We start from the raw sequence: 17,498 nt of genomic DNA, 5'->3' as shown, positions 1-17,498 counted from the left end.
CGGACCTCAAGAGGCAATGCGTCTTTCTTTCACACTTAGCGAAATCGAAGTCATGACAGTCGAGTATCAACACCTTGGGGAAGGCGTCCTGCAGGTCACTCTCAATCGGCCAGAACGCCTGAACGCACTGGACAGCCAGGCCAAACGTGAACTGGGCGAGATCTGGCAACGCGCCGCAGACGATCAGGCTGTGCGGGCAATCGTGCTGCATGGCGCAGGCGAGCGAGCGTTCTGTGCCGGCTCCGATCTCAAGGAAATCGAGGCCACGGGCGAAGCCGTAAGCAGCGAACTGCTCGCCCGCGCCCTGCCCGGCGTCGGATTCGATCTGAACAAGCCGGTGATTGCCGCGCTGCACGGTCACACCCTGGGCCTGGGTATCAGCCTGGCGATTCATTGCGATTTTCGTATTGCCCGCCATGACACCCGTTTCAGTTTTCCGGAAGTGCAGCACGGCATGTTGTCGGGTTTCAGCGCCATCACTCTGCCGGGGCTGATAGGTGAGGCCGCGGCGCTGGACATCATGCTCAGCGCCCGCCCGTTCGATGCCTCCCAGGCACTGGCCATGGGGCTGGTCAACCAGCTTGCGGACGATGCCCATGCCAGCGCGCTGGAACTGGCCTCACGCCTGGCGGCTCATTCGCCCAAGGCGGTGGAATGGACCAAGACCCTGCTGCTGGCCCAGAGAAAGGCCCGTCTCAAGCAACACATGGCGCTGGTCGATCAGGCCCGCCAGGACGTCATGCTTTACCGATAACCACAATAACCAACACTTTTCGCCTCGCCAGTACTGTCAGGAACACCCACCACCAGGAATGGAAAGCGGCACCCGCATCGGAGCCTCACCATGTCTCGCCCCAACACTTTCCAGCCCAGGCTGAACCTGCTGACAGCAGCGACCCTGGGCCTTTGCGCCAACCAATTGGCATTCGCCGCCGAAAGCCCCACCGGCAATACCGATACAGCCCTGCAGACAGTGGTCGTGACCGGTGCCCGTGATGAAGGCCGCACCGTGGCCAAGAGCCTTGCGCCCATTGACGTGATCAGCGCCGACGACCTGGCCCGCTCGGGCAAGCAGAACTTGCGCGATGCCCTGGCCGCCAGCGTGCCGTCCTACACCAATGCTGCCGGCTTTACCGGCGGCACGGGTCTGTCGGTAAAATCCGCGACCCTGCGCGGCCTGGGTGGTAACCATGTGCTGGTGCTGGTCAACGGCAAACGCCGCCACAACACTTCGCTGATCTTCGTGCAGACCGCCGCCACTTCCAGTGGCCAGTCACCTGCCGATCTGGATCTGATCCCGGTCAGCGCGGTGGACCATATCGAAGTGCTGCGCGACGGTGCTGCTGCGCAATACGGCTCGGACGCCATCGCCGGGGTGATCAACATCATCCTCAAGACCAACCGCTCCGGCGGCAGCGCCAGCGCGTTGTACGGGCAATATAAAGAACGGGTCGGCGGCAAGGGCAACTTTGGCGCACGTGGCCAGGGCCAGATCAACCAGGGTTTCGAGCTGCCCAATGACGGTTTCTTCAGCCTCAGCGCCGATATCGGCATTCAGGAAAGCTCCAACGTCGCGGGCGCGGTGCCTGATCGCACGCGCATCTATTTCCCGCAGAACGGCAGTGCCGACCCACGGGAAACCAGCGAAAGCCGCTATCGCCAGCAACTCGGCCAGCCCCGCTCGCAAACCTACAACTTCGGTTACAACGCCGAACTGCCGCTCAACGACGACGTCAGCCTGTACTCGTTCTCAACCCTCAGCCACCGCAACTCCACCAGTTGGGGGACTTACCGCACCGCCAACTCGCCGCAGAACATCGTCTCGGTGTACCCGGACGGTTTCTCGCCGCGCTTTGTGGTGGAAGAAGACGACTTCCAGACCGTGTTCGGCGCACGTCATGAAAACCTGCTCGGCTGGCGCTGGGACCTGAGCACCAGCTATGGCCGCAACGATGCCAACACCCGTAACGAGCGCTCGTTGAACCCGTCGCTGGGCCCGGACAGCCCGCGCGACATGGATGGCGGCCATCTGATTGCCAGCCAGTGGACCAACAACCTGGACCTGACCCGTGGTTTCGATACCGGGCTGTTCGCCAAGCCGCTGAATGTCTCCACCGGGCTGGAATTCCGCCGCGACGGCTTTGGCATCGAAGCGGGCGAATATGCGTCCTATGCCGATGGCGGTTACATTTTCCCCGTAGGCCATCCATTGGCCGGACAACGTCCGAACCCTGGCGCGCCGGGACTGGTGGGTTTCACGCCGCAGGATGCACACAACTATTCGCGCACCAACACCGCTGGCTACATTGACCTCAGCCAGAGCCTGACCGAGCGCTGGGATGTCAGCCTGGCCGGACGTTTCGAGCACTACAGCGACTTTGGTGACACCGGCAGCGGCAAGTTCTCGACGCGCTACGCCTTCACGCCACAGTTCGCTGTACGCGGCACCATCAGCAACGGTTTCCGTGCGCCATCGCTGCAACAACAGTATTACTCCTCATCGCTCACCGCCTGGCGCACCAGCCCGCTGACCGGCCAACTGGAACAAGCGGTGACCCGCTACGTGACGGTGGACGACGCGGCCGGCCAGGCACTCGGCGCCAAGGAACTGAAACCCGAGCGCTCGACCAACTACAGCCTGGGCTTTGTCGCCACTCCAACGGAAAACCTCGACGTGACCGTCGATCTCTACCAGATCGATATCAAGGACCGAATCCTGCAGACCAGTAACCTGCAAGGCACCGCCGTCTCCAACCTGCTGGCGGCCAACGGCCTGGACCCGAACCAGATCGTGTCCTACTTCGGCAACCTGGCCGATACCCGCACCCGTGGCATCGATCTGGTGGCCGATTACCGCTATGACCTGGGCCGCTACGGCAAGACCAAATGGACCCTGTTGAGCAACCAGAGCCTGCAGACCATCGAGAAAATCAAGGAGCCCGAATCACTGGCCGGCACTGGCGTCAGCGCCGTGGGCCGTGATCGCCAGGGCAACCTGACCACGGCGTACCCGAAGAACGTCACGTCCCTGACCGCCGCCTGGCAACTGGGGGATTTCGACGTCACGCTCAAAGGCACCCGCTACTCGAAAGTCACCGGACGCAATCAGGTTTCCGCCAGCCGCGACGAGGAAATCCGTCCGGCACTCATCACCGACCTGAGTCTGGGTTACTGGCTGAGCGATGCCATCAAAGTGACCGTCGGTGGCGAGAACATCTTTGATCGCAGGCCCCAACAGCTCAACGAAGAAGCCAAGCGTTTCTACTTCTTCCCCACCGATAACCCGACCTATAGCTGGTACTCGCCCTACGGGCTGGAAGGTGCCTACTACTTCGCCAAACTTGACGTGAGCTGGTAACACCCATGAGCACTCCCGGCGCTGTACCCGCGAACACGCAACCAGCCGCAGAAAACCCGGAAGTGGTTTTCGACCAACGCCTGTACCGCAAACTGGCGTGGCGAATCATGCCGTTCCTGTTCCTGTGTTTTGTCCTGAACTGGCTGGACCGGGTCAACATCAGCTTTGCCCATTTGCAGTTCAAGACTGACCTGAACATCAGCGACGCTACGTTCGGCATCATCGTCGGGGTGTTTTCCATCGGTTATCTGCTGTTCGAGATTCCCAGCAACCTGCTGCTGGAGAAGTTCGGCGCGAAGAAAACCATGACCCGGATCATGATCCTCTGGGGCCTGGTGACCATCGCCACCGCCTTCGCCCAGACGCCCGCCCAGTTCTATGTGTTGCGCATACTGCTGGGCGCGGCCGAGGCCGGGTTCTTCCCCGGCGTGATCCTGTACCTGACGTACTGGTTTCCGGCCAGCCACAGGGCGCGGATCACCTCGCGCTTCATCATGGCGATTGCGGTCTGCGGGATCATCGGCGGTCCGTTGTCGACCTGGATCATGAGCCACTTCGGCGGCCTTGGCGGCTTTACCGGCTGGCAATGGCTGTTTGTCGTCACCGGCATTCCGCCTGTACTGGCCGGTTTTTTCGCCTGGTACTGGCTGGACGACAAACCGGCCAACGCGAAATGGTTGAGCGACGCCGAAAAACAGGCCATCGCCGACGCACTGGCCCATGAGCGCAAGCAGCGCCAACCCGGTGGCCATCAGCGTTTCGTCGAAGCGTTGAAGGACCGCAAGGTCTGGTTCATCACCCTGGCCTACTGCCTGACCATCATGTGTACCGGCAACGTCACCAATATCTGGGCACCGTCGATCATCCGCGATTCGGGGGTCAGCAACCTCGGGCATCTGGGCATGCTCTCGGCCCTGCCCTATGTGGTCGGTGTGTGCATGATGCTCTGGGCCTGCCGTCATTCGGACCTGCATCAGGAACGCCGCTGGCACTTCGCGCTGGGCGGGCTGACGGCCGCGCTGGCCATGGCGATCATGCCGCAAATGCTGTTCAGCCCGTGGTCGGCGATTGCAGTACTGACCGTGATGACCAGCGGCTATCTGGTAGCCACCTCTATTTTCTGGACCATCCCCACCTATTACCTGTCGGACGGCGCCAAGGCTGCGGGTCTGGCGCTGGTCAACTGCTGCGGACAAGTCAGCAGCCTGCTGACGCCGATCATGATCGGCTCGATCAAAACCAACACAGGCAGCATCAGCCTGGCGCTCTACATAGTCGCGGCCCTGGTGGCCAGCGGCACCCTGATCCTTTTGCTCGGCGTTTCACGCAATGCCTTGCGCGATGCACCCTGAACCCTTTTCGAGAGTTGCACATGACTGATTACCTGGCACTGGCCCATGAACTGGCCACCCACATCCAACCCGGCGCAGCGGAACGCGATGCCAACCGCACACTGCCCTACGCCCAGCTCGACCTGATCCGCGAATCAGGCCTGGGTGCTGCTCGCGTACCCACCGAGCTTGGCGGCGGCGATATCAGCCAGTTGCAAGTGGCGCAGATTTTCATCGCGCTGGGCAAGGCCGACCCTTGCGTGGCCCAGGCGCTGTTTCCGCATTTCGCCACTGTCGAGCACCTGCGCCTGATCGCCAACCCGGAACAGCAGCGCCGCTACCTCAGCGCCTTTGCCGATCGGCAATTGTCCTCTGGCGCGGTCGCCGAGCGCAGCGGCACCTTTCGTGGCGAGATCCACACACGCCTTGAGCGCCGTGGCGAACAGCTGATTCTCAATGGCAGCAAGTTCTACAGCACCGGCTGCCTGTTTGCCGACCTGCTGAAGATTCAGGCGGTGGACGAGGACGGCAATGCGCTTTACGTGATCCTGCCGGCCAACACGCCCGGCATCACCATGCTCGATGACTGGGACGGCATGGGCCAGCGCAGCACCGCCAGCGGCAGCACGCTGCTGGAGAATGTCATCGTGCAACCGGAGCAGGTGATCCCTCTGGCTCAGTGGTATCAGCGCCGTAACTACGTGGGTGCCAGCGCCCAGTTGATCCACTGTTCCATCGATATCGGCATTGGCCTGGCGGCACTGGACGACGCAGTGCAGTGGGCACGCAACGGCTCGCGCCCGGTTCGCGAAAGCGGTGTCGACAAGGCCCGCAACGATCCGTACATCCTGCACACCATCGGCGACCTTTCGGCGGCGATTCATGGTGCCGAAGCGCTGGTTGAAAAAGCGGCGCTAAGTGTCGATCTGGCGGCACGCACTCAATTACAGGGCCTGCTTGCCGGTGAAGAACTGGACGCCTTGCTGGCGCGCTCCTCGATTGCCGTGGCCGAGGCCAAAATCGCCTCGACCCGCGCCTCGCTGCATGTCTGCGAGCGGCTGTACGAAGTGGGCGGTGCTGCCACCACGCAATCGAGGTACAACTTCGACCGCCACTGGCGCAATGCCCGGACCCACACCACCCACGATGCGGTGGCCTACAAGTACAAGGCCATCGGTGACTACCTGCTCAACGGCAATTACCCGCCGATTGCCTTTACCTACTGACAGAACGGGTTTCACATGCAGCCGAATCACAAGCCCTGCGCGCCTCTGTTAGTGGGCGCTTCCTTGTTGTTGACCTTGCTGTCGAGCCAGGTCCGGGCCGCTGAACCGGCTGCCTGGGCCGACCTGGATGCACAGATCGCCCGCGCCCTGCCCGGCGTGATCGAACTGCGCCATGCCATTCACCAACACCCGGAACTGGGCAATCGAGAATTCAACACCAGCAAACGCATCGCCGAACGGCTGCGTGAGCTGGGCCTTGAGGTGCAGACCGGCATCGCCCACACCGGCGTGGTCGGCGTGCTGCGCGGCGGCAAACCGGGACCGGTGGTGGCCATTCGCGCCGAACTGGATGCCCTGCCCCTGATCGAACAGACCGGCCTGCCCTACGCCTCGACCGTGCGCGTTCAGGACCAGAGCGGCGACTTTCGCACCAGAGGCAAGGAAGTCGGCGTGATGCACGCCTGCGGTCACGATGCGCACATGGCCATGGCCCTCGGCGTGGCCGAAGTGCTGGCCGCCCATCGCAGCGAACTGCCCGGCACGCTCAAACTGATCTTCCAGCCAGCCGAAGAAGGTCCGCCGCTGGGCGAAAAAGGCGGTGCGCAACTGATGATCGAACAAGGTGTGCTGACCAACCCGGCGCCCGCTGTGATCTTCGGCCTGCATGTCACTGCCGGTACTGCGGGCACCTTTACCCTCAGCCGTACGCGCACCACTGCGGCGGCCGATACCTTCGTCGCACGCATCAAGGGTCGCCAGACCCACGCCGCATTTCCCTGGACCGGCATCGACCCGGTGCCCGTCGCCGCCCAGACCATCCTCGCCTGGCAGACCATCCCCAGTCGCCAATCGAACCTGAGCCTGCTGCCTGCTCCGGTGATTTCCGTAGGCCGGATCGAAGCCGGCGACCGCCACAACATCATCCCTGCCGAAGTACGCCTGGAAGGCTCGATCCGTACCGTCAGCGACGAACAGCGTGAAGACGTGCTGATGCGCATGCGCCGCAGCGCCGAAAAAATCGCCGAAGCCTCCGGTGCCACGGCAGAGATCGAGTACCTGCCAGGCAACTACCGCGCTGGCCATAACGACACGGCACTGGTCGACCGCTTGCTGCCGGTGTTGCAAGAAGTCTCCACCACACCGGTAAAAATCGACAACGGCACCTACGGCGCAGACGACTTCGCCGAGTACGCACGGCAGATTCCGGGAATATTCATGCGCATGGGCGTCACGCCACCGGCACTGGAAGGCAAGGCCGTGTGGCCGACCCATTCACCGGGGTTTACCGTGGATGACCCAAGCCTTGCCGTAGGGATTCGGGCGCTGAGCCGGATGACCTTGAGTTATATGGCGGGCGGATAATGTCCATCCGCTGTTGTGGTGGGCAGCTTGCTGGCGCCAAGGGTTTCAGGCACCGCCACCCACAACAGGACCAACGCTGCCGCAGCCACAGCAGCCAGGGTCAGAAATGCCGCGCTGTAACCTGCCTGTTGAACCACAAAACCCGCCAGGCTGTTACTCAATGCCGCGCCAAGGCCGAAGAGCGTCGAGAGTGCGCCAAGGCTGATATTGAAATGCCCGGTGCCATACGTGAGGTCTTTGACGATCACCGGAAACAGAGCACCGAAAATACCGGCGCCGACACCGTCCAGCAGTTGCACGGCGACCAGCCAGTAAGGGTCGTCCGACAGGGTATAAAGCGCGCCGCGCAATGGCAGGATCAGGAAGCCGATCAGCAGCAACGGCTTGCGTCCCCACAAATCGGCCTTGGCGCCCACCAGCAAGGCCGCTGGAACCATGACCAGTTGCGCCGCAACGATGCAGGCAGAAGTCAGTGGCGTGGCCATCTGTAGATTGACCTGGGCCAGTTTCTGACTCACCAGCGGCAGCATCGCGGCATTTGCCAGATGGAACAGCGCACAGCAAATGCCGAACAGCAGCAGCGGTTTGTTAGTGAACAGCACAGAAAAACCCGAAGGCGGCTCAGCATGTCTGGCACCACTGGTATCCAGACCACGTGCAAGATCATGATTGATGGCATCCGCCGAAACGAAGCTGACCGCAATCACACTGCCCAGCGCCATGACCGCCATCAGATAGAAGACTGCAACAGGACCGAACAGGTAGGCGAAACCGCCAGCCAACAAGGCCGCGCAGGCATTACCGGCATGATTGAAGGTTTCGTTGCGCCCGGTACGACGGGTAAACGCCCGAGGCCCGGTGATTCCCAGGGTAATCGCGGCAATGGCCGGAGCAAATACCGATGCGGCCACGGCACTCAGGGCCTGAGTCAGGGCGACCAGGGTAAATGAAGACACGAAAGGCAGCAGCAGACAGCTACCCGTCACCAACAGTGCCGCTATTGCAATGATTGCCCGTTTACCCCGCGAACTGTCCACCAGTGCTCCGGCGGGCGTTTGAGTAATCAGCCCGGCGATCCCGGCAATCGTCATCACCACACCAATGCTGGCGGGCTCCCAGTGGTGAACGGCCAACAGGTAAATCGCCAGATAAGGCCCAAGCCCGTCGCGTACGTCCGCGAGAAAGAAATTGAGACTATCGAGGGACATAGCGTTGCGGCGATCCGAGAGACTGGCCAAGGCTGACATCTTCAATATTTGAGGTTTTGCGACATGACCAACCTCTGCGAGGTTAATGACCGATGGCCTGCGGTTTTAGTTTCATGAAACCTCTCAAGACTCGGCAGGAGCGAATTCATTCGTGAACGCTGCCTCTTCGCGAATGAATTCGCTCCTACCGAAGCGGGCTTAAAATATATAAATATGATTTTAAAAATCATCAACATAACAAAAATACATAATTAGCTTAGACCGAAAAAGACTTTCACAGGCGTTTCTCAGGAGCCTATCGTCTATCTCAGTCCGACCCCTTTCCTGGCGGAGGCCGTCTCCCCAACGACCTTCGCCAGGAGTCTTTCATGAGCGAATCCCTCAACCATCTTTTGGCCGAACTGCATGCCGAACGCGTGCGCACCTGGGCACCCGAGGCCCTGAAGGTCAATATCGACCAGCGTCAGCGGCTGGTCGATGAAGCACGACCAGACACCTTCATCAAGACTGGCGACAGCGTTGCGCCCTTTGAACTGTTCAAGGTCGAAGGCGGCACACTCAACCTCGATCAACTGTTGGCTGACGGCCCGGCAGTGCTGGTGTTCTTCCGTTTTGCCGGTTGCCCGGCCTGCAACATTGCCATTCCCTACTACGAGCGCAACCTGCAACCGGCATTGAGCCAGCGCGGCGTGCCGCTGGTGGCGGTCAGCCCGCAGGTGCCTGAGCGTCTGGTGGAGATCAAGGACAAACACCAGTTGAGTCTGCAAGTGGCCAGCGACAAGGACAACCAGTTGGGCCAGCGCTTCGGCATTCTCTACAGCTTCGACGAAGCATCGCGTCAGGCCTCTCTGGCCAAAGGCCTGGGAATCGGCGAAATCACCGGCACCGGGACCTGGGAGCTGCCACAACCGACCGTGGTAGTGATCGGCCGCGACCGTCGCGTTCACTTCGCCGAAGTCAGCCCCGACTGGCTGGTACGAAGCGAGGCACAAATCATCATTGATGCCGTGGACGCTGCACTGGATGCCGACCTGCAACCCGCCCGACAGGCACGGACATAACGGCCACGGACTTTCTCTATTCCACCGAAAGGACTTGAACCCATGAGCAAACGCCAACTGCATTTTGGTGCCATTCTGACCGGCGTCGGTACTGACCAGCAGGAATGGTTACACCCGGATATTCCCGGCAACGCCAGCATCGATATCGACTGGTACAAGCAACAGGCCCAAGCGGCCGAGGCGGCGAATTTCGACTTTGTATTTATCGTCGACAGCCCCTACATCACCCCGGACTCGGCACCGCACTTTCTCAACCGGCTGGAACCACTGACCCTGCTCTCGGCGCTAGCCGGTGCCACTGACAAGATCGGCCTGGTCGCGACCTTGACCACTTCCTACACCGAGCCATTCAACGTGGCGCGGCAGTTCGCTTCGCTGGACCAGATCAGCCACGGTCGTGCAGGCTGGAACGTGGTCACTACAGGACTTGAAGGCGCAGCAGGCAACTTTGGCCGCGAGCAGCATATCGATCACACCGAGCGCTATCGCCGGGCCAGCGAGCACGTGGCGGTGGTTCAGGGGTTATGGGACTCCTATGAAGACGATGCCTTCCCTCGGGACAAGGCCAACAAGCGCTTTCTCGACCCGAGCAAACAACATCGCCTGGACCACCGTGGCGAGTTCTTTTCGGTCACCGGGCCACTGAACATTTCCCGCTCGGCGCAAGGTCAGCCGGTGATTTTCCAGGCCGGGGTTTCCGAGTCCGGACGCAAGCTGGCGGCGGAAATCGCCGAAGGCATCTTTGCCGGTGTCGACAATTTCGAGGATGCCCGGGAGTACTACGACGATATCAAACGCCGTGCCGCAGCCGCAGGCCGTGACCCGGCACAGGTGCTGCTGTTCCCCGGCATTACACCAATCATTGCCGACACCGATGAACAGGCTCAGGCGATTCTGCTGGGGCGCGAAGGCGAGGTAGATCTGAACAAGGCACTGGTGCAACTGGGCCGCCCGTTCAACTACCACGACTTCAGCCAGTACGACCTCGATGCGCCTTTCCCCGAGCTGGGCGAACTGGGCAGCAACGGCTATCGCGGCCATGCCGAAAAAATCAAACGCGTCGCCAGGGAACAAGGCCTGACCCTGCGCGAAACCGCCCTGCGCTTTGCACGCCCCTTCACCGGGTTCGCCGGCTCAGCACTGACTGTCGCCAACGAAATCGAACGCTGGTTCAACGAAGGCGCAGTGGACGGCTTCAACATCCACGTCGGCGCACCAGCCAGCTTCGCCCGGTTTACCGACGAAGTACTGCCGATCCTGCGTGAACGCGGGCTGTTTCGCAGTGAATATACAACCAGCACCCTGCGCGGCCATCTGGGGATTGATGTACCGCGCAATCGCCATAGCCTGCAGGTTCAGGATCATGTTTCGGCGGTTGTAGAGCTGGCGTGAGGTATTCGGGAATGCCCAGGCCTAACAAAGTCTGGGCATCATCGCAGGAATATAAGGTATCCCGACAAGACACGAGCAGAATCGGGAAGCTTTCATTGAAATATTAAGGCTTCCTGCTGGAACCGATCCGAAACTCGCGACCACTCAGTTACATGTTTTTATCAAGATCAGAGCTATGCAGTCAGATCATTTTCAGACGCTTGCACGACATGTCGTTCAAAAGTACCGAGACTCATCACAAACTCCTGACGATAGACATCATCCTGTCTATCTACTGACGTTTGGTGTTGAGGTAGATATTCATCTGATTGGCAGCCAGCCCGGTTATTTAAATCTGGTAGCTACATTTCCTGCGCCCCCTCAGTGGCTTGCACCTGAAGGTATGAGGGCTTTACTGGCGGAAAATGTCTTCAGTCTTTTCCATCCTGCACTGATGTTCGGCCTGGAGACAATGAGTGGAAATATGGTGATCTCATTGCGCCAACCGTTGGCAGAACTGAATGAAAACAACATTCTGCACCTCGTTGAAAGTTTTGCTCAACGGGCAGTTGATTTTCACTCCGGGAAAATACTTCCTCCAGCCCAAATCCCATCCAGCTCAAAGCAGGATGCCTTGAGCAAGACCAATTTCGCAACGATGACGATTCAAAGCTCATCGCTACGTAGTTAGGAGACTGTCCATGCCAAAAATCAGCAGTTTCTTTCATGGCAGCTCATCCACTCAGCATTACGACGCGACTGTCCAGAACCATGAGTCTGGCAAGACCGTGCACGATACCGTCAGACCCGACAAGTTGGGCCTGCATAATTATCAGGGCAAGACGGTAACTGTTAGCTCAGGAACTCTGAATGCACTGGCGGATGCCACTTGGGCCAACCGCGTAGCCAAAAGTGTGATCGCCTCTGGATCAGGCAATCAGCGTACGGACATCATAGAGTCTGGCGGAGAAAGCTGGGCTCGTTTGCATTTGGCCAATCAGAAATATCCAGCGGGCGGAAGTGCTGCTCAACTCAAACGCGCACAGAAATTCCAGGGTGGCAATTGTTCGATACACGCCAGCATTGCAATTGCTGCTCTTCAGAGCCGAGGAGTGGATGCTCCCATAAACCGGGTACGCATGAAGCTACCAGACGGCAACTCCCATGAATTTGTATTACTGGGAGATCCGCGAGTCCCAAAATACGGTGAGAAAAATACTGTTGTCGTCGACCCATGGCCCAGCTACCCCAGCGCCTGCACTCTGGACCAGGCAATACTGCATGACGCCACACGAAATACCCATGCTCCCATAACGCAACTGATGAACGATTACAGGCATGAGATTTATCATGCATCAGTAAGCCCGCAAGACGCACAGCGCCTGACCAAGATCGAGGTGCTCGGAACTGCAGCGCTTGAGAAAAAGCTTGAGAAAATGAAACTTCCACCTCTGGGATCCCAAGAACTGATCAATCACGCTCTAGCAGATAATCGCTATGGGCAATTCGATGTTCGTGTTGCAACAGATCCAAGTACAGGTTACAGAGATGAATCGGGAGCCATTGTACGAACATTCGATCCTCTCTTAAGGTAGTGTCTTTCCTTGACGCCTTCTGGTAATGGGTACTGTCTAGTGCTCCCGACCAGTATCTGCAGACAATGGCAGCCCCAACGTCACCACAAAATCCTGACTGGTACTATTGAAGTCAATCGTGCAACCGCAACGCTGCACAATCGCCTGAACGATTGCCAGACCCAACCCGCTACCCGTGCTTGAGCTGCTGCGCCAGAAGCGTTCGGTCATGTGACGAAGGTTATCTTCGGGTATTCCTGAGCTGGCATTTCTGACGCTGACAAACGCAAATTCCCTGTTACTTGTCACTCGAACGGCAACTTGCGTATCGGCAGGACTATGCCGCAAGGCGTTGTCCAGCAGGTTGCGAAGCGCAGCCACTGCCAGTACCGAGGGCATGTCCAGGGCTGACGAAGACGTCATTGCCTGGACACTCAGCTGGATGCGTTCCGTACTGCTGCCTGCATCCTGGATAGCCAGGGAAACAGCCTGTTCGACATTACACTGGCTGCCGTCATCAAATGACAGACTGCCTTCAACCCTGGCCAGCAACAACAATTGCTCAAGGGTGTTGTGCAACCGGTCAGTCCCCTGTTCGGCGCGAACCAATGCCAGTTCTCTGGCTTCACCGCTGGTCATCTGCGCAACCTGCAAATGGGTTTTTATCGCGGTGAGCGGGCTGCGCAGTTCATGGGCGGCATCCCCGGTCAGGCGGCGTTCACGCTCGACTGCCTGGCTGATACGCACCAACAGATGGTTTTGCGTTTCCAGCAGCGGCTGCAATTCGTTGGGCAGCATGCGAAGCTGCATGGGTTCAAGGGAATCAATGTTGCGTTTTTTCAGCTCGTCTCGCATGCGCTTGAGCGGTGACAAACCTTTTCCTATCCCCAGCCAAAGCATTGCAACGCATGCCAGCAGTGCTACCAGCACAGGAACGGATGCTGACAGCAGGACAGAATGGTTGAGGGATTCGCGCTCCTGTTCTCGATCAGCCGTCGTTATACGAACATCGCCCTGAACAAGGGTAAACGTGCGCCAATGCTCGCCGTCGATTTCCTGATCATGAAAGCCGCCATTGGCACTGGCGATGATATTGGCGACATTGCCATGACTGCTGGCCAGGATTTCGCCACGCAACGAACTCACCTCACAGGCCATGCCATCGGGAATGGCCAACTGGTTGGCGCTGAAGTGAGCACCACCCTCCTTCGTCGACAAAGGTTCGGGCAACTGATCGACCAGGGCGGCGACCATGCGCGCTGACGCCGCGAGCCGCTGATCAAGGGAGAACATCATCTGGGTGCGCAGGTCCTGATACATCCAGGTAGCCGCCAGCGTCCAGACCACGACAAAGGCAACCCCGAGAATCAGGCTCAGGCGCAGGCGCAGGCTCATGATTCTGTCACCAGCGCACCGAGCCGATAACCCGAGCCGCGCACAGTCTCGACAATGCCGTTACCCAGCTTGCGGCGCAGATGAAAGATGTGGACGTTCAAAGCGTTGCTTTCGACCTCATCACCGAAGCCATACACACTGTCTTTCAACTGCTCGATGGAGAGCACCCGGCCACGGTTGTTGAGCAGTGCCAGCAGCAATGCCTGCTCACGACGAGACAGATCGATGGCCTCACCCGCCAGCCAGGTTTCCCGGGTGCTGGGATCGTGGGTGACAGCTCCATGCTCAATGAGGTTGACCGCCCGGCCAGCAACGCGGCGCACCAGCGTATGCAGGCGAGCATAGAGTTCTCTCAGATCAAAAGGCTTGAGCAGGTAATCATCAGCACCCGCTTGCAGCCCTTTCACGCGGTCATCCACATCATCGCGTGCGGTCAGAATCAATACCGGTATCGCCTGACCCATAAGCCGCAGACGCCGCAACAGACTGATCCCGTCCTCATCGGGCAAGCCCAGATCCAGAATCATCACATCGAACTGCGCGACATCCAGCAAGGCATAAGCGGCTGATGCCGAAGCCACACGGTCGACGTTAAGACCCTGGGCGTTCAAGCCGGCGACGATGCCGCTGGCAATGAGTTCATCATCTTCACACAGCAATACGTGCATGGCCGACTCTGTTGGAGGACAGGATTTCATACTTGCCACAATAACGCGCAAGCAGCATTTCGGGATCTGAAGAAGATAGCAAAATGCCTATAACTTAACTGGCAGGCTTTTCATCCATGTCCTGAGGCTTTGCATTCTCCCGGGAAGCACTGGCGGCGGCCTGATTCTTTTCGGTCTTTTCCTGAGCCTTGGCCAGGTTTTCACGCGCCTGCTGGCGCTCAAGGGCAAACGCCTCCTGACGCTTTTGAATCATGTCGGCACCATCCTGGGCAAAGGCAGTGGCGCAGCAAAGGGTAAGAAACGAGGCCAGGATAATTTTCTTGGTAATCATCGGGTATATCTCTCAAGGGTGGCAGGCTTGCAGCGCCAAGGGCGTCTGCTTCAAGTCGCTGCACTTTGAGGGAGCCCGATTAAGGCATCGTTAACAGTGTCAGGAGTTTTAAAAAGAACACCACGCCCAAGGAGCGTGGTGTTAATTCAAATGAGTATCCGGTCCGCGACAGCGCTACCAAGCGTTTCAAGCTGTCATCGACTATCAAGTCAGGCTTGTGCCCTGTAACAATCATCAAGGCCCGAACGGTCGATCCCCGAGAATCGTCGCACGGTGCATGATGCGCCTTTGCGGTCGGTAGTCGTCGCAGGCGTAGTGCTGGGTGAGGCGGTTGTCCCAGAAGGCCAGGTCGCCCTGGCGCCATTGCCAGCGAACGCTGAATTCCGGCTTGGCGATCTGCTTGAACAGCATCTTCAACAGCACATCGCTTTCGTCGGGTTCCAGCTCAAGAATGCGGGTGGTGAAGGATTCGCTGACAAACAGCCCTTTGCGGCCTGTTTCCGGATGCACGCGCACGACGGGATGGGTCACGGGCGGGTTGGCAGCGCGAGCAGCGTTCCATTTTTCCAGTGCATCGGGCGTATTGCCAAAGCGCTCCAGGGGAAACGAAAGGGTCAGGTCATGCACAGCGGTCAGGTCATCGAGCAAATGCTGAATCCTGGCGGACAATCCCTCATAAGCAGCCGAGCAACTCGCCCACAGGGTATCTCCACCGTGAGGAGGAACATGCCGTGCGCTGAGCAGCGAGCCCATGGGTGGCGACTGGATGAAGGACACGTCGGAATGCCACAGAGCGTTGTCGCGCAGGTCGTTGAGGTCGGTATCCAGCAAGAGGATTTCCGGCTGGTCTTCGATCTTCGGATAGATTGGGTGTATATGCAGATCGCCGAACAGGGCTGCCGCGTCCCGCTGCTGGCGCGGCGTCAGCAGTTGATCACGCATAAACAGCACCTGATGCTCCATCAGCCCTTCGCGCAAAGTGGTATAGCTTTCTGCACTCAGCGGGCGACTCAGGTCGACACCGCTCACGCGCGCGCCAAGAGCCTGGCCGATGCGTTCAAATACGATGGTCATAGGTGTTTCTCTATATCACTGGGCCTGGCGTACGTACTCGGTGCTCACGTACTCCGAGTAGTCCGGCAACACGGCGGGAATGCGTTTCTGCTCCTGGAGGAATTGCGCGGTAGCGGCGATATCCTTGGCAGTGCCACCACCGAGCAGGTCGGCGCTGAGCTGTTGCTGGGCGTTCGGGTACACGGAACCGGCCAGCAGCTCGGGAACGTCAGCAGCGTTGGCACCGACCAGCCTGGCGATCTTTCTGGCTTGTTCTGAGTCAGCAGTCCACTTGGCGGCATTGGCTTGATAGTCGGCGAAGGCGCTCAGGGTCACACCCGCGAACCTGGCCAGCACTTCAGGATGCTTTTCGGCGAAATCCTTGCGGGCGACCCAGACTTCGAAAGTCGGCGCGCCCCACTTGCCCACTTCGGCAGCGTCGGTCAGCACCTTGCCGTCACGCTTGATTTCACCCAGAGCCGGCGACCAGACAAAAGCACCGTCAATATCGCCGCGCTTCCAGGCGGCATTGATTTCGGCCGGACTGAGGTTGACGATCTTCACCTGGGTGGGATCGATCTTCCAGTGCTTCAGAGCACCGAGCAGGCTGTAATGGGAGGTGGATACGAACGGCGTGGCAATAGTCTTGCCGATCAGTTGCTCGGGTTTTTCGATACCGCTGCTGTTGCGCACCACCAGCGCCTCGGCGGAGTTGATCTGCGCCGCCACCAGGAAGGTCACCAGCGGCAGTTTGCGCGAGGCGGCCGCTGCCAAAGGGCTTGAGCCTAAATTGCCTATCTGCACATCACCGGAGGCCAGTGCAGTTACCACTTCCGGGCCTGCGTTGAAACGGCGCCAGTCGAGCTTCTGGCCAATGGCTTTTTCGTAGGCACCGTCGGCCTGGGCGACCTTGGACGGGTCCACACCGGTCTGGTAGCCGATGACGATATCGGCGCAATGCGCCTGGACGGCGGTTGCTGCAGCGACAGCTAGCAGCAGAGCTTTGATGGTGCGTTTCAGAGTAGATTCCTCGCAAATGGCACGGCTGCGGTTTATTACAGGCGCCTGAGCGCCACCACTGCACTAGAGGGTAAGGAATCTATGGTTATAAAAAATATAAAACCAATAACATTTAGCGCTTAGCTTAGAGCGGTCAGCAATAGCCTTGGGCCAGAGCTGCGGCGGTTGCTCGGGGGAGCATCTCGTAAGCTGATTTCGGGATAGGTATGAGCCATCGTACAAACTCCATCTCGTTTGAACAGAGAAGGTTTGTACCAATGCCGATCAGTTAAGGCCCACACAAACTTGCAGGAGGCAGCTTGCTGGCGAAAAAGACCTGAAAACCGGCAGATATTCTGCGAATGTACGCATTGAACTTGCTAGAACGAAAAAAAGAGGCCAAAGCCTCTTTTTTCAATTTCTGCATACCTCAATTGAAGCCTGCAGAACAATATTTGGAGCGGGAAACGAGACTCGAACTCGCGACCCCGACCTTGGCAAGGTCGTGCTCTACCAACTGAGCTATTCCCGCTTGGTGATGGCCGCCATTCTATACGCTGG

At 59.0% G+C, this 17,498-nt stretch carries 15 protein-coding genes and 1 tRNA gene; 9 read left to right on the top strand and 7 right to left on the bottom strand.

All coding sequences use genetic code 11. The features are described from left to right. Window positions 1-16: 16 nt before the first annotated feature. From K5D32_RS03385 to K5D32_RS03365, 5 genes are all read left to right on the top strand, one after another. Window positions 17-754 (top strand): enoyl-CoA hydratase/isomerase family protein, encoded by a 738-nt coding sequence (locus tag K5D32_RS03385; protein WP_260407159.1) that lies wholly within the window; start codon window positions 17-19, stop codon window positions 752-754. A 90-nt stretch (window positions 755-844) separates the two neighbouring features. Next, window positions 845-3,358, top strand: coding sequence for a TonB-dependent siderophore receptor (locus tag K5D32_RS03380; protein ID WP_221575780.1), 2,514 nt, complete (start codon window positions 845-847; stop codon window positions 3,356-3,358). Between the two features lie 5 nt (window positions 3,359-3,363). Next, window positions 3,364-4,710 (top strand): MFS transporter, encoded by a 1,347-nt coding sequence (locus K5D32_RS03375; protein ID WP_260407158.1) that lies wholly within the window; start codon window positions 3,364-3,366, stop codon window positions 4,708-4,710. A 20-nt stretch (window positions 4,711-4,730) separates the two neighbouring features. Further along, the gene (locus tag K5D32_RS03370) at window positions 4,731-5,915 is read left to right on the top strand and encodes an acyl-CoA dehydrogenase family protein (RefSeq protein ID WP_221593063.1); all 1,185 of its coding nucleotides are present in this window, start codon (window positions 4,731-4,733) and stop codon (window positions 5,913-5,915) included. A gap of 15 nt (window positions 5,916-5,930) precedes the next feature. After that, window positions 5,931-7,277: an amidohydrolase gene (locus K5D32_RS03365; protein ID WP_221599241.1), complete on the top strand. Its 1,347-nt coding sequence runs from the start codon at window positions 5,931-5,933 to the stop codon at window positions 7,275-7,277. Here the strand turns inward: K5D32_RS03365 and K5D32_RS03360 are convergent. Further along, complete coding sequence (locus K5D32_RS03360; protein WP_221599240.1) at window positions 7,259-8,515, bottom strand: MFS transporter; 1,257 nt, start codon at window positions 8,513-8,515, stop codon at window positions 7,259-7,261. The genes K5D32_RS03365 and K5D32_RS03360 overlap by 19 nt on opposite strands. Window positions 8,516-8,853: 338 nt before the next feature. Between K5D32_RS03360 and K5D32_RS03355 the strand changes: the two genes are divergently transcribed. The 4 genes from K5D32_RS03355 to K5D32_RS03340 all read left to right on the top strand — a co-directional run bounded on the left by K5D32_RS03355 (window position 8,854) and on the right by K5D32_RS03340 (window position 12,512). Next, a complete protein-coding gene (locus K5D32_RS03355; RefSeq protein WP_221599239.1) occupies window positions 8,854-9,546 on the top strand; it encodes a peroxiredoxin-like family protein in 693 nt (230 codons plus the stop codon). Window positions 9,547-9,588: 42 nt separating this feature from the next. After that, window positions 9,589-10,938: an LLM class flavin-dependent oxidoreductase gene (locus tag K5D32_RS03350; RefSeq protein ID WP_221599238.1), complete on the top strand. Its 1,350-nt coding sequence runs from the start codon at window positions 9,589-9,591 to the stop codon at window positions 10,936-10,938. 175 nt (window positions 10,939-11,113) lie between these two features. Next, the gene (locus K5D32_RS03345) at window positions 11,114-11,608 is read left to right on the top strand and encodes a CesT family type III secretion system chaperone (RefSeq protein ID WP_221599237.1); all 495 of its coding nucleotides are present in this window, start codon (window positions 11,114-11,116) and stop codon (window positions 11,606-11,608) included. 10 nt (window positions 11,609-11,618) lie between these two features. Beyond that, complete coding sequence (locus K5D32_RS03340) at window positions 11,619-12,512, top strand: hypothetical protein (RefSeq protein ID WP_221599236.1); 894 nt, start codon at window positions 11,619-11,621, stop codon at window positions 12,510-12,512. A gap of 36 nt (window positions 12,513-12,548) precedes the next feature. Here K5D32_RS03340 and K5D32_RS03335 read toward each other — a convergent pair whose 3' ends face one another. From K5D32_RS03335 to K5D32_RS03310, 6 genes are all read right to left on the bottom strand, one after another. Further along, complete coding sequence (locus K5D32_RS03335) at window positions 12,549-13,886, bottom strand: ATP-binding protein (RefSeq protein WP_221599235.1); 1,338 nt, start codon at window positions 13,884-13,886, stop codon at window positions 12,549-12,551. Continuing rightward, on the bottom strand, window positions 13,883-14,554 hold the full coding sequence (locus K5D32_RS03330) for a response regulator (RefSeq protein WP_221599234.1): 672 nt from the start codon (window positions 14,552-14,554) through the stop codon (window positions 13,883-13,885). Before K5D32_RS03330 ends, K5D32_RS03335 begins: the two co-directional genes overlap by 4 nt. A gap of 94 nt (window positions 14,555-14,648) precedes the next feature. Then, entirely contained in the window at window positions 14,649-14,885 is a 237-nt protein-coding gene (locus K5D32_RS03325; RefSeq protein ID WP_221599233.1) for a hypothetical protein, read from the bottom strand. A 234-nt stretch (window positions 14,886-15,119) separates the two neighbouring features. Then, window positions 15,120-15,959: a taurine dioxygenase gene (gene tauD / locus K5D32_RS03320; RefSeq protein WP_221599232.1), complete on the bottom strand. Its 840-nt coding sequence runs from the start codon at window positions 15,957-15,959 to the stop codon at window positions 15,120-15,122. Window positions 15,960-15,974: 15 nt separating this feature from the next. Next, the gene (gene tauA, locus K5D32_RS03315) at window positions 15,975-16,958 is read right to left on the bottom strand and encodes a taurine ABC transporter substrate-binding protein (RefSeq protein WP_221593143.1); all 984 of its coding nucleotides are present in this window, start codon (window positions 16,956-16,958) and stop codon (window positions 15,975-15,977) included. 435 nt (window positions 16,959-17,393) lie between these two features. Then, a tRNA-Gly gene (locus K5D32_RS03310) sits at window positions 17,394-17,469 on the bottom strand. Between the last annotated feature and the right edge of the window lie 29 nt (window positions 17,470-17,498).

The organism is Pseudomonas cichorii (assembly GCF_019719005.1).
GTDB lineage: Bacteria > Pseudomonadota > Gammaproteobacteria > Pseudomonadales > Pseudomonadaceae > Aquipseudomonas > Aquipseudomonas cichorii_E.
This window is presented reverse-complemented; position numbering and strand designations above follow the sequence as displayed.

Coding starts and splice junctions, on each gene's coding strand:
- K5D32_RS03385 (WP_260407159.1), top strand. CDS start 17: ATGCGTCTTTCTTTCACACTTAGCGAAATCGAAGTCATGACAGTCGAG.
- K5D32_RS03380 (WP_221575780.1), top strand. CDS start 845: ATGTCTCGCCCCAACACTTTCCAGCCCAGGCTGAACCTGCTGACAGCA.
- K5D32_RS03375 (WP_260407158.1), top strand. CDS start 3,364: ATGAGCACTCCCGGCGCTGTACCCGCGAACACGCAACCAGCCGCAGAA.
- K5D32_RS03370 (WP_221593063.1), top strand. CDS start 4,731: ATGACTGATTACCTGGCACTGGCCCATGAACTGGCCACCCACATCCAA.
- K5D32_RS03365 (WP_221599241.1), top strand. CDS start 5,931: ATGCAGCCGAATCACAAGCCCTGCGCGCCTCTGTTAGTGGGCGCTTCC.
- K5D32_RS03355 (WP_221599239.1), top strand. CDS start 8,854: ATGAGCGAATCCCTCAACCATCTTTTGGCCGAACTGCATGCCGAACGC.
- K5D32_RS03350 (WP_221599238.1), top strand. CDS start 9,589: ATGAGCAAACGCCAACTGCATTTTGGTGCCATTCTGACCGGCGTCGGT.
- K5D32_RS03345 (WP_221599237.1), top strand. CDS start 11,114: ATGCAGTCAGATCATTTTCAGACGCTTGCACGACATGTCGTTCAAAAG.
- K5D32_RS03340 (WP_221599236.1), top strand. CDS start 11,619: ATGCCAAAAATCAGCAGTTTCTTTCATGGCAGCTCATCCACTCAGCAT.
- K5D32_RS03335 (WP_221599235.1), bottom strand. CDS start 13,886: ATGAGCCTGCGCCTGCGCCTGAGCCTGATTCTCGGGGTTGCCTTTGTC.
- K5D32_RS03330 (WP_221599234.1), bottom strand. CDS start 14,554: ATGCACGTATTGCTGTGTGAAGATGATGAACTCATTGCCAGCGGCATC.
- K5D32_RS03325 (WP_221599233.1), bottom strand. CDS start 14,885: ATGATTACCAAGAAAATTATCCTGGCCTCGTTTCTTACCCTTTGCTGC.
- tauD (WP_221599232.1), bottom strand. CDS start 15,959: ATGACCATCGTATTTGAACGCATCGGCCAGGCTCTTGGCGCGCGCGTG.